Origin of the sequence: Streptomyces sp. x-80 (assembly GCF_046549095.1) — a bacterium.
Taxonomy (GTDB): domain Bacteria; phylum Actinomycetota; class Actinomycetes; order Streptomycetales; family Streptomycetaceae; genus Streptomyces; species Streptomyces celluloflavus.
Map to the genome: position 1 here is coordinate 33,791 of NZ_JAJPWM010000029.1, position 12,523 is coordinate 46,313.

At 65.2% G+C, this 12,523-nt stretch carries 9 protein-coding genes; 2 read left to right on the top strand and 7 right to left on the bottom strand.

Features of this window, described 5'->3' with window-relative positions:
* Positions 1–449 precede the first annotated feature (449 nt).
* Entirely contained in the window at positions 450–1,661 is a 1,212-nt protein-coding gene (locus tag ACLJWH_RS37560; protein WP_411146289.1) for a sensor histidine kinase, read from the top strand.
* Positions 1,662–1,699: 38 nt separating this feature from the next.
* On the opposite strand, the gene ACLJWH_RS37565 is transcribed toward ACLJWH_RS37560, so the two are convergent.
* From ACLJWH_RS37565 to ACLJWH_RS37580, 4 genes are all read right to left on the bottom strand, one after another.
* Entirely contained in the window at positions 1,700–2,368 is a 669-nt protein-coding gene (locus ACLJWH_RS37565) for a response regulator (protein ID WP_411146290.1), read from the bottom strand.
* Positions 2,369–2,898: 530 nt separating this feature from the next.
* Positions 2,899–3,321: a WhiB family transcriptional regulator gene (locus tag ACLJWH_RS37570; protein WP_411146291.1), complete on the bottom strand. Its 423-nt coding sequence runs from the start codon at positions 3,319–3,321 to the stop codon at positions 2,899–2,901.
* A 445-nt stretch (positions 3,322–3,766) separates the two neighbouring features.
* On the bottom strand, positions 3,767–5,341 hold the full coding sequence (locus ACLJWH_RS37575; RefSeq protein WP_411146292.1) for an alanine/glycine:cation symporter family protein: 1,575 nt from the start codon (positions 5,339–5,341) through the stop codon (positions 3,767–3,769).
* Positions 5,342–6,151: 810 nt separating this feature from the next.
* A complete protein-coding gene (locus tag ACLJWH_RS37580) occupies positions 6,152–7,039 on the bottom strand; it encodes an IS110 family transposase (protein ID WP_411146319.1) in 888 nt (295 codons plus the stop codon).
* A 189-nt stretch (positions 7,040–7,228) separates the two neighbouring features.
* Between ACLJWH_RS37580 and ACLJWH_RS37585 the strand changes: the two genes are divergently transcribed.
* Positions 7,229–8,284, top strand: a complete 1,056-nt coding sequence (locus tag ACLJWH_RS37585) for a GDSL-type esterase/lipase family protein (RefSeq protein ID WP_411146293.1) — start codon at positions 7,229–7,231, stop codon at positions 8,282–8,284.
* A gap of 635 nt (positions 8,285–8,919) precedes the next feature.
* On the opposite strand, the gene ACLJWH_RS37590 is transcribed toward ACLJWH_RS37585, so the two are convergent.
* The 3 genes from ACLJWH_RS37590 to ACLJWH_RS37600 all read right to left on the bottom strand — a co-directional run bounded on the left by ACLJWH_RS37590 (position 8,920) and on the right by ACLJWH_RS37600 (position 12,086).
* Positions 8,920–10,212, bottom strand: coding sequence for an IS256 family transposase (locus ACLJWH_RS37590; RefSeq protein ID WP_411146294.1), 1,293 nt, complete (start codon positions 10,210–10,212; stop codon positions 8,920–8,922).
* A 24-nt stretch (positions 10,213–10,236) separates the two neighbouring features.
* A complete protein-coding gene (locus ACLJWH_RS37595) occupies positions 10,237–11,028 on the bottom strand; it encodes a transposase (RefSeq protein WP_411146295.1) in 792 nt (263 codons plus the stop codon).
* 641 nt (positions 11,029–11,669) lie between these two features.
* On the bottom strand, positions 11,670–12,086 hold the full coding sequence (locus ACLJWH_RS37600; RefSeq protein WP_411146296.1) for an SsgA family sporulation/cell division regulator: 417 nt from the start codon (positions 12,084–12,086) through the stop codon (positions 11,670–11,672).
* Between the last annotated feature and the right edge of the window lie 437 nt (positions 12,087–12,523).

Consider the following 12,523-nt stretch of genomic DNA (forward strand, 5'->3'; position numbering starts at 1 on the left):
GCCCAGCTGGACGCGGCAGACGTGTCGCTGGCCGCCTTCACCTTCTCCCAGATGCAGGGCTGGACCACGGCGGTCCCGCGTAGGCGGCGGCCGGTGGGCTGGGCGCCACCATGTTCATCGGAGTCCTGGTCGGCTTGTACCCAGCGGTACGTGCCTCGCGCCTGCAGCCCACCAAGGCCCTCAGTGCTCCTTGAAGCCCTCGCCATCTTTATGACGGGCAGAAGCCCGCAGCACAGTTTTCACCACGGATAGTGAGTCACATAATGCGTCTGGCAGCTTCGGTACGCGCGGCGATCCGCGGGTGGTTCCTGGCAGGAGCCTCATCCGCCAGAACCACTCTGCTGCAGCCGGCCCCCGATGCCCACTCCCTCCGGAGCCGCCGACCGCAAGCGGTCAACGGCTCCGGCCCAAGCACACCGCTGCCGTCATCAGCCACCGGGGCGATGAGGGTGGCCGGTCGCGCGTTCGGGAACTCGTCGGCCGCTGCCCCCGCCGTGCTCCAGGTTGCCTATAAACACCGGGACAAGTTGCTGGCCCTCGCCTGCGCCGTCGCCTTCACGTCGCTGGCCGCCGCGGTGCCCGGAGCCGGATGGGTGCACAGCAGAGGACTCTGTGTCATCGCCGCGCTGGCCCTGTCGCTGGTGACGCTGGTGCGTCGTAGCCACCCGGTGGCGCATTTGGTGACGACGGTCGCCGTATGTTTGATGACCGGACAGATGCTGCCGTTTGGCGTAGCCGCCTATACGGCTGTGCGTGCGCACAGATACGCCCTCATGTCGGCGATCGCCCTAGCCCCAGGCGTCCTCCTAGTCGTGGCTCCCGACCGGCTGGTGGGAACTTCGGGCCACCTGGTGATCCACGCCTATCAGACATACGTAGCGATCGTGCTGCCGATCCTGGTCGGCTTCCTGATGAACTCCGCCGAGGCTCGTTCCGGCCTGGAGATGCACGCCCTCCGGCAGCGGGCGAAGCTGCACGCGAGTGAGCGACGTGAGCAGGACTTGCGCCAGCGCGCGGCGCTGGCGCGGAAGATCCACGACGGCATCGGTCATGAGATTAGTGTCATGCTGATGCAGTCAGGTGCCGTAGCGGCAAGCCCTGACAGCTCCGAAAGCACTAAGAGCGCCTGCGCCAAGATCAACCGCGCGGGACGCTCGGCGTTCGACCAGCTGCGCAGCACGTTGGACCTCTTGAGTGCAGACTCCGGGGCAGATCCGCTGGACGCCGGTGACGAGCCGGGCGGCACCCTCACCGATGTGGCTGACCTCTTGAGTGGGTACCGGAAGCGCGGACTTAGCATCCAGTCGGAGTCTTCAATGCACAACGTGCCTGAACCCTCGCACGCACTCCGACTCGTGCACACCCTCCTCAACGAGGCACTGTGCAACGTGGTCCGACACGCCTCGGGAGCACCTGTCCGCATCACACTGTGTCAGAACGCCTATTCCCTCACGGTGAGCGTTCTCAACGATCCCCCCCAGCCGCGGGAATCCGCCGTAGGTTCACGGCAGGGAGCCGGACACGGGCTCGGCCTGCTCGAACGGAGCATCCGCAATTGTGGTGGGACCTTCAAAGCGCTGGCTACTCCCGATCGCGGTTTTCTGGTTTCTGCCCTCATCCCTCTAGTGACGGACCAGGACCTATCACCCACGTCGGCGTAGTCCCTACCGACGCCCCGAGCGGGCGTCGGTACCCCGGTTCAGCGCAACCCAGCCTCGTAGGCGACGATGGCGGCCTGAGTCCGATTATCCAGGCCCAATTTCTTCAGAATACGCGAGACATACGTCTTGACGCTGTATTCACTCATAAAGAGCTCTTCCGCGATCGCACTGTTAGGCATTCCGGCGCGCACTCCCCGCAGCACATCCCGCTCACCCGAGGTGAGCGAGTCAAGATTCTCCGCCACTTCGGAAAACTCCGATCGCGCGCTATTCAGACGCTCGCCAACAATGCGTGCAGCCTCCTCCCCCAATACTGTCCCGCCTCTCGCGACAACCCGGATGGAATCCACGAGTTCCTCCGGTCCGACTTCCTTCAGGAGGAACCCCGAAGCTCCCATCGAAATAGCCTTGGGGACATTCGTCCTGGCGTCGAAGCCTGCCAGCATGAGCACCTTCGGTGCCCCCTCCATGCTGAGCAGGCGGGATGCTGCCTGTAGGCCGTCGATCTTGGGCATGGATATGTCGAGAAGGACGACGTCAGGCTTGAGTTCACGCGCCTTCGTCACCACTTCCGCACCATCGCACGCCTCGCCGATGACACTGATGTCCGGGGCACCGGAAACCATTCCGATAACCCCTTCCCTGATAAGCCTGTGATCATCGGCAACGAGAAGCCCGATGGCCTTTGTGGCGGTCTGTTCACTCATGCCCGCATCGTATATTAGGAGAGCGTAATGCGGGTAACTGGATCACTCTCAGGCATCCCATCCGCAAGTTTCCCCAACGCGCCACACCCCACCTCGGAAGGCATCCACAGCTGGGGCGAATCATTACTCGGTGGTATTATCCGAACGCAGCACCAAGAGGTCGATCTGCACCTTGACGCGGAAGACCACGCTGTCGCTACCACCGAAGATTCACTTCTTCGGAGCGCTATTCGTCGAGGTATTTGTTTGCGAAAGTCCGTGCCGCCGGGCCACCATCGTGGCGCACCGGCCGACTGCATCGCCGGGCGCCACCGCTAGACATTCATGGCTGCCGGAACGACACCGGCATCAAGCCGGAATGCCTGCCACCCCAGGAGAACGAGGGTTCCGGATGCTCCTACTGACAGCAGGAGGCAACGCCAACTGACGTCACTGACCCGCGATTTGATACCGCCCTGCCATGCGAAGAGAGACCTCGAAACCAATGATGGGTACGCCTGACAGCTCCAGCACCGATCGCACCAGGCCGGTCACGATGCTGCGGGCAGCACCTCATCAGATGCGTTGTCGCGCAACCGCTTCCCCCACGCATCCCAACCGCGTTCGCGCGCGGTCATACCGCCCCACACGCCGAAAGGCTCGGGCAGGGTCAGCGCATGTTCTCTGCACTGGTCGGCGACAGGACACTCTGCGCAAATGCGCTGCGCCAGCAGAGCCTGCCGCGCCTGCCCCCGTCCTGTGGGGAAGAACTGCTCCGCGTCCACCCCGGCACAGGCCGCGTCGCCGTGCCAGTCCGCCAGCGAATCCAGGCCCGTGAGATAGACCGGGAGTCGACGCCGGCTGATGGGGTCGATTCCGTCGGACCGAATGGGCCGTGTCATGCCTGATTCCATCCATGGGATACGCACGTGCCAACGGATAGCCATCGGCGCGTTGTTGATCGTCTTTCTCATCGAACGGGCCGTTGGAGCAAGGCGACCCCACAGCTTCCACCGCGGAACACTCGCATCGGACCATTCCGTACCATCCTCACCTCCTCCGCGCTGCGCTCCGGACCAAACTCCCCTATCGCCACCCTTCGGCAGCGTTCTGTCCACTTTCGTGGGGTATCGAGCAGTGAGGAGGCCCCTTGAGCCTGGACACCCGACAATGGATCTTGATAGGTCCAGGATTGCCGCTGATGCTGGTGAAAGGGGGCTTCTGCCTCTGCGAGGAGGAGACGGACAGTGCTGTACGCATGTCCGGCACTGACGGCGCTCCGGCCTGGGAATCTCCGCTTTCGTATCCGGCACGGAGTGTTCGGGCCATGGCGCGCCGTTCGCCACCTGTCTGCCGGCGGTTGTGGCGTGTGGCGGCTCCTCGCGAGCAGGTGCTGGACGTCATGCCTGCCAGGGCCGCTCACGGTGTCTTCGTTCCGGAATCGCGGGGCTGGCCTGTGTGTTCGTGTGGCTGGTCGTGGGTTTGGCCTGTGGCGGCTTTGGCGCGCAAGTGGTCGCGGTAGGAGGCGAGTTCCTTCTTCACGATGGGTGCCATGAGGTAGAGGCCGATGACGTTGAACAGTGCGAGGGCGAAGACGAGGGCGTCGGCGAGGTCGAGGACTGAGCCCAGGGTCAGCATCGCGCCGACGATGGCGCAGGCGGAGACGAGGAGCTTGTACGCCGTCAGGCTTTTCCTGCTGCGTCCGAAGAGGTCGGCCCAGCCCTGCTCGCCGTAGTAGGTCCAGGTGATGACGGTGGAGAAGGCGAAGAGGATGACCGCGACGGTCAGTACGTAGGGGAACCAGGGCAGGACGGTGGCGAACGCGTCCGAGGTGAGGGTCACGCCGCCGGGCGCCCCCTCGCCGTTCGCCATCGCCTCGCGGGCCGTGAGCCAGCTCTGGGGCCTGGCGATGATGATGGTCAGCGCGGTGATCGTGCAGACGATGACGGTGTCGATGAACGGGCCGAGCATGGCCACGAACCCCTCGGTGACCGGGTGCTTGGTCTTCACGGCGGCGTGCGCCATCGGGGAGGAGCCCAGCCCTGCCTCGTTGGAGAACGCGGCCCGCTGGAAACCGATGATCATGACGCCGATGAACCCGCCCGCGATACCGGAGGGGTTGAAGGCGCCTTCGACGATGGAGGCCACGGCAGCGGGCACGGACCCGATGTTGACGCCGATGACGACGAAGCAGGCCCCGATGTAGATGGCAGCCATGGCCGGGACCAGGCGGGCGGTGACCGCGCCGATGACCTTCATACCGCCGAGCAGCACCGCGGCGATCAGCACCGCGGCCACGATGCCGAAGACGAGGCCGGCGCCGGGGCCCGCCATCCAGCCGTCCACGCCACCGGTGACGCTGCGCAGCTGCGCGAGCGTCTGGTTGATCTGGAACATGTTGCCGCCCAGGACGGCGAAGGTCACGATGATGACGGCGAAGAGGGGTGCGAGGGTCCTGCCCAGGCGGGGCATGCCGCGGTCGGCCAGGCCCCGGCGCAGGTACTGCATGGGCCCGCCGCGGACGGTGCCGTCCTCGTCGACCTCCCGGTACTTCACACCGAGGGTGCACTCGACGAACTTGATGGCCATGCCGAGGACGCCGCACAGGATCATCCAGAAGGTGGCGCCGGGGCCGCCGACAGTGACAGCGACCGCGACACCGGCGATGTTGCCGAGCCCGACCGTGCCGGAGACCGCTGCGGTCAGGGCCCGGAAGGGGGTCACCTCGCCCGGGTCGCCGGCGTCGCCGCTGCGGCGGCGGCTGGCCCTCACCAACCCGACCGCATGCCTGAAGCCACGGATCTGGATGGCGCCGAAATACAACGAGAAGGCCGTGCCCGCGATGACGAGCCAGGCCACGATCCACGGGAACGTGACGCCGAACACCGTGAGTTCGGCGAAGATCACGCCCGAGACGGCCTCCGTGAGGGGGCTGAAAAAGCTGTTGACCGATTCCTCGATACCACCCACACCCCCGGAAGCGAGGTGAGGCATGGCAGGTGTGAGCTGGTACTGCATAGGGGGCATCGGCTCCCGGCTCGGGCGGCTGAGACTCCCACGCCGCCAAGACGTCCAGGCACGGCGGCCGACCGACAGGCCGACAGCACCGCTCCTCGTTACCCAAGGAATGGTCAAGCGACTACCAAGATAGAATCCAGGGACCAAAGTCCCGGCCCACTGACGTTGGGCAGTTCACGGTCAAGCTCGCCCGAATGACACATGCGCACCGGAAGCGGATTCCGCCACTACGGCCACCCTTCACCAAGGGACACCATCATCCCAATGGCGCGCGCGCCTTCCATTCGAAGGTACGCAACCCCAGACGAGCAGTCGCGTGACTCACATCACACCGGGTGTTCATTGTCGGCCGCGCGAGCATCGCCGAGGCGCCACCGACGGCAAAGGCTCCTGACGCCGCGACGCCGCCAGGGTCGCCCCATGCAGCAAGCGCACGGACGCGGCCCAGCCCTTCCTGCAGTCCGAGTGGCCGAACCATCGTCGCCGTGAGTGCCCAACTCGGCCGGGTGCCGCCGTCGTGTCCTGATCGCAGTACGCGAGGCACCGCTGCGGCCCGCCCCTCCCCGCAAGGCCCGTGACCCGGCGGACCTCTCCGCCGTAACGGTCGCTTCCGGCCCTCGCCATCCTGGAGTACGGTCCGGACAGCTGGCGCATCGCACCTGTGGACTCCTACACCGCGGCAACGATGGGTGTCGGCGCCTTCACCAACGACAACTTACTGGCTCACGAAAGGTGTTGAGGTGAACGCGGGGAGACGACCTTTCGAGCAGCGTCTCGATTGAGTAACTATTGCCCCGGAGGTCTTTCCGCCAGAGAGTTGCCGTTCAAGGCTCTTGGTGGCATACGCCCGTAACGCATCACCAATTCGCCTGCTGCACCCAAAAAACAGGTGCAGTCATGCCCGGAAATCAGCGACTTCAGGAAACGTTTTCTCTCACCAGGCTGCGTCGGAGCCCCCATCACGAGGAACGGAGCGCCGGGAGCCTTGGGCACCGGCCCCCGAGCCTCGACCACGCAGCCGAACCAGCAGGCATCACCCCACGCCAGTAGACAGCACTTAACACCTGTGAAGAGAAAGGGATCCGATGCGCGACCCAGGATAAAGATCGCAAGAAACGGATCGCCGCACTGGAAAACGCCACCGGGCGCACTGTCGACATCATGACGGGGGGGACTTGCCGGCCGGTGCAAGGGTTTTAGAGATGGACGTAACGTCTGACCTGGCAGATCTCGTCTATCCGTACTACCCGAGGGCCTCAAGAACGATAGCGTCTCACTGCCCTTCGCTACGAACTCCGTCCGGGGGAACTGGCAGCGGAGGCAAAGCAGTTCGCAGGCGCCAGCCGCCACTGGCACAAGATGACGAAGCCGTCCTTTGCGTCGATCTTGCCGTCGCCTCGGTGGGAGTCGGAGGCGAGGTGGACAGTGCGTCCGGGGACATAGAAAGGCCTGCTGTCCGTTGTCGGTCAGCAGGGCGGCCATCAGCGCGGCTCTGCCGGCGTTGAGGTCGACTGCCCAGGTCACGGGTTCGCCCTCGCTCAGTGCGAGGACAGCAGCGATCAGTGTGAGCAGTGTGGTCTCGCCGTCGGCCCCTCCGCGACAGTTTCGCTTGCAGTCGGTGTCGATCACCACGCAGTGATGCTCGGCCTTGCCCGCGTCCGTACCGCCCCACAGTGCGGGTGAAGTCCCAGCTACCGAAGGAAATCATCAATGCATCCCCCTACCCAGCAGCCTGTACGGCAGCGCATATGGCCCCGGTCAACGTCCCTGGCAATCGGGCTGGCCTTCCTCCTCGCGACAGCCCCCGCCGTAGCGGCGTCACCCGCCCACGCTCTCGACGCAGACGCGCATGTCATCGTGTCGATGGGGGACAGTTTCATCTCCGGCGAGGGCGGCCGCTGGCGGGGCAACGGCGTCCCCGTCGCGCCGGCCGGTGACCGGTACGGCACCGACCGGGCCGCCTACAACTGCTGGGAATCATGGTCCTGGTGCAACCACGACGCCGCACGGGTGTACGCCGACTCATACAAGAACGGCTGCAACCGTTCCGACAGTGCTGAGGTCAGCAGCACCAGCATTCCGGCCCGCCCTGTCAACCTCGCCTGCTCCGGTGCGGGCAGCGACAACATCTTCCGCACCTCCCACGGCGGGCAGCCCTTCAAAGGCGAAGCCCCCCAAGCCGACCAACTCGCCCACCTGGACGGGAAGATCAAGCTCATCGTGCTATCCATCGGCGGCAACGACCTGGGCTTCAGCGGCATCATCACCTCCTGCGTCATGAACTACACCTTCTCCAAGCACTGCAAGGACGAACAGGATCCCACGATCGCCCAAGGGATCACCGACGCCAAGCCCAAGGTCGCCAAGGCCATCGACGAGATCCGTGCCGTCATGCAGAACAAGGGCTACCAGGACGACGACTACCGCCTCATCCTCCAGTCCTACCCCTCACCGATCCCCCGCGGCAGCGACAACCGCTACCCCCAGACCTACGAGCGCCACCACTCCGGCGGATGCCCCCTCTACAACGATGACTCCACCTGGGCCCGCGACTCCGTAGTCCCCCGGATCTCCGCCATGCTGTACACCGCGGCCACCGAGAAGCATGTGCAGTTCCTCGACCTCCAAAATGCCCTCAACGGCCACGAGGTCTGCGCCAAGACCGCACGCCAGGCCACTAACCACAACAGTTTCAGCACACCCCAGCCGCCCGAGAGCGCCGAATGGATCCGATTCCTGGTCGCCCTCGGCTCTCAGGGCGACCAGCAGGAATCCATCCACCCCAACTACTTCGGCCAGAAAGCCCTCGGCCAATGCCTGACCCTCCTCCACCACCGCCCCAAGGGCGACTTCGCCTGCCACAACACCCCTGACACAGACGCCTCCGGCATGCACCTTGAGCCACTCCGGGGGCAGTAGTGGACCGCTTTCCGGAACTCGGCAGTGTGGCGCAAGACGCGGACTGCGGCTGAGGAACAAGGGCGGAATCCTGCCCTCGTCGGCCCAGCACCGATGCAGGCTGACGGGGACCTGCAAGGGCGCCTCCACCTCCCGGTTGCCGCCGAAGTACGCCCACGGGCAGGTGTGCTGATGAAATGGTGCTGCCTTGACCGTGATGGGTCTCACCTCGGGCGAGATCACCGCTCACCCGGCCGAGGTGTACAGAGCGACGACCACGAAGAAGACCGCCTCCGTGATCACCACACAGACCCTCGAGGCGGTAACGGAATGGTTCACCCGGCCAACCCCGTGAACCGCCACAGGTTCCTGCCCGGCCCGGTAGCTGCGCCAACAGGCCGTGCACCTCCGTCGCGGGCGGTCCTGCGAGGTCGGGCGGCCGCATACGTCGCCCATCGACGCACACCCGTCTTCTCCCGCTCCCTCTCCAGCGCGCGGAACTCAGACTCGGCCGGCTCACGCGCTCCGGCCACAGCCGACAGCAGCATCAGTCCCGCACTGAAACGACGAGCAACCGGCACCACGCCACGTAGAAAGAACCTGGCTGTCGTGCCGGGGGGTCTGTCAAACGAACGGTGTAACTGTGGTTGTTGCGGTTACTGACGGGCGGCGGAGAGCCGGCCGTCGAAGGTGATGTCGAAGGCGTTCAGGGCGGTCTTCCAGCACATGGTCCAGCGAGCTTGGCCCTTGCCGGTGGGGTCGAGCGACATGATCGCCATGTAGACGCACTTCAACGCGGCCTGTTCGTTGGGGAAGTGGCCGCGGGCCTTGACCGCCCGCCGGATCCTGGCGTTGACGGACTCAATCGCGTTGGTCGTGCAGACGATGCGGCGGATCTCAGTGTCGAAGCGCAGGAATGGGGTGAACTCCTCCCACGCGTTCTCCCAGAGCCGCACGATCGCCGGATACTTCCGGCCCCAGGCGTCGGCGAACTCGGCGAACCGCTCGAGTGCCGCCTCCTCGGTCGCCGCGGTGTAGACAGGCTTGAGGACTTTCGCGATCTTGTCCCAGTCCTGGCGGGCGGCATAGTGGAAGGAGTTCCGCAGCAGGTGGACCACGCAGGTCTGGACGGTGGTGCGGGGCCAGACCGTCTCGACCGCGTCGGGCAGGCCCTTGAGCCCGTCGCAGACGAGCATGAGGACGTCGTTCACGCCGCGGTTCTTGATCTCGGTGAGGATGTGCATCCAGTGCTTGGCGCCCTCGCCGCCGTCGCCGGCCCACAGCCCGAGGATGTCCCGCCGGCCCTCGGTCGTGACCGCGAGGGCGACATATATGGGCCGGTTGGCAACCGCCCCGTCGCGGACCTTCACGTGGATGGCGTCGATGAAGACCACCGGGTAGACGGCGTCGAGGGGCCGGTTCTGCCATTCGGCCATGCCGTCGAGGACTTTGTCGGTGATCGTGGAGATGGTCTGGCGGGATACGTCGACGCCGTAGACCTCGGCGAGGTGGGCCTGGACCTCGCCGGTGGTCAGGCCCTTCGCCGCGAGCGAGATCACCATCTCGTCCACGCCCGACAGACGCTTCTGCCGCTTCTTGACGATCCTCGGCTCGAAGGAACCCTCACGGTCGCGGGGCACGGTTATCTCCACCGGGCCGACATCGGTCAGTACCGTCTTGGTGCGGGTGCCGTTGCGTGAGTTGCCACCGTTCTTCCCGGCGGGATCGTGCTTGTCATAGCCGAGGTGGTCGGTGATCTCGCCCTCGAGGGCCGACTCCAGGAGCCGCTTGGTCAGCTGCTGGAGCAGCCCGCCCTCGCCGGTCAGCTGCAGACCCTCGGCCTGAGCCCGGCCCACCAGCTCGTCAATCAGCCGGTCGTCCACAGACTTCGACGGCACCGCCTCAGAGGGCTCGGCAGTCTCGACCTCGGTCACGTTTTTGCTGGTCATCGATGCATCTTCCATGATCGGGAGTTACACCGAACGTTTTACAGTCCCCGTCACGAAGTGACGCTCCACGGGTGTCCAGTCGCCGGGACGCCTGGCATCCTTCCAGACCAGGGCGTGGGCCGCTTCGATGGGGGCGTGTGGTTGGTCGGCCGGAGCCCAGGTGCCGCGGTGCGGCTTGAGCGCGACCACGTAGGCCAGGCCGGCCTCGCGCAGTGCGAGATACCAGTCGTCGCTCACGGAGTAGGCGCAGTCGGCGACCACCGCTCGGCAGCCGAAGCCCACCTCCTTCCCACGGGCCGCGAGGTCTGCGGCCAGCTGCGGTTTGGTGCGGAAGGCCGGGTCGGAACGGCCGCGGGTGAAGTGGTGGGCGGGGGTGTAGGGAGTCGCGTGCAGCGGGTAGTACACACGGCCGTCCGTCCACACCGTGGTCACCGTGACGATGCCGTTGTCCGTCTTTCCCAACCGGCCCAGCCACTGCCTGCCGACATGCGCGGTGGCGGTGCCGTCTTTGCGGTCACCGGAGTCGTCGATCACGATGACTCCGACGTCGCGCGGAGCCGTCGCCGACTGCTCGCGCAGCAGCTCAAGCCTCCGGTCGTTGACCAACTCGACCTCCCAGGGCGACTCGGACAGGAAGAACTGCAGCCGCTGCACCCCCGGCATCCCCGCACCCGCCACCGGCTCCGCCCCTGCCAGACATGTGATCGTCTTGTTCCGCCCCCGCGGCGCCAACAGCCCGGTCAGATACTCGCGAAACCCTCGCCGCTGGGCCAGACTGAAGAAGAGGTCGTCGAACCGGGCCGCGTAGTCCTCCAACGGCCCCGGCGCAGGCGGACACGGACGGCGAGCGGTCATCTTCAGCCCCCAACAAGACAGTTGACTCCTCCCACCGGCCTACGACCAACCCGAACTGCCGTCAACCCACGCCACCGCCGGATCTAACGAACTACCGGTAGCTCGACGACCTCGCAAACAGCGGACTGGCCCCTCTCGCCGGCCTCGCCGGAGCTCTGCACGAAGGCCAGCGCGCTGTCGCCCAGGGAATCACCCCCCTACAACTCCGGGGTCAACGAAGGCCATATCACCGACGTCAAGCTGCAGAAACGCCTGATGGCCGGACGCGCCGGCGTCCCGCTCCTCCGTCACTGTGTCGTCCTGATCGCCCACCTCCGCCGCTATGCGAACCAGCCGACCCCCGCACTGAGATGATCTCCGACTACGAAAATCTTGCCAGAGCCAGATGAGCCCATACGCCGACAGTTGCCTATCTGAGTGGCATTGTCCCGCAGCGAGCATCGATCACGATCATCCTGGTGCTGCATGCTTCCTCGAATGCGGAATCTCGACGCGACCGCCGGCCAGCGTAGGAACGGGGCGTCAGCGCGGGTCAATCCGAGTACTTCCCGAACGACCCGACAGTTCACCGCCTCCGTCCGAGCGTCTTATGCCCTGGAGACTCACGTCATCAGCGCCGCGATTTCCTTCCCTATGTCCAGGTGCTCTTCCTCGGTTCCTTGCGGAACGCAGTTCAGGACCTGTTCACACCACATTCGGAGCACCGTGGCATTCGCAGTGAGCAGACACTGCTTACCGTGTGCGCCATGCAGTTCTATATCGATTTCTCTACCCGGAGCACGGTATCGTCCACACCCCGGTGAGACCCGGACGTCCCCGGTTCCGGTGCTTCGCTTGATTCCCTCGAAGAGCAGGTCTCTGGAAAACCTCCAAGTCGAATAGGTACGTTCCAAAAAGCAGATATCCAGGCACACCTCATAGGGCCGGTCCGACCGGTATTCCAGCTCTCCGGTCACCCAGATAGCAGGCTCATCGGGAAGGCTCAACACCATCTCGGATGAACTCAGCAGCCGCAACATCAAAAAGCACCCCTCACGCTGACCTGGCTCCGGATCATGAGCCGAAGCGGCAACAGGTTATGGCGTCACGCTGGAACCCGACGTATGCCAACGAGGACGGAAGTCCCCCATACGGCTATCGATTGCACCCTACGGGTGACACTCCTTTCTCGTATTTCCGTTCTGTACTCCATCGGCGCGCCTCGGGAAACTTTCGGACTTCATGAGCAATCGAAAGATCCGCGTGCTGTCGGCCGTGAGTGCGCTAGCGTCCCACCCAAGCACTCCCGGCCCCCATGGTCCGCGGAAGTGCGACACGGCTCAGCACACGAATCAGCGGTGCCTCACGTGGGCACAAAGGCCTGACTGGAGCGTGTGCGCATCCGGCCGTGAAATCGCAGTCTCTTCTCCTGGCGCACATCCGGGGGCCTGCGGAGATGCGAGGCGTATGGCGCCGC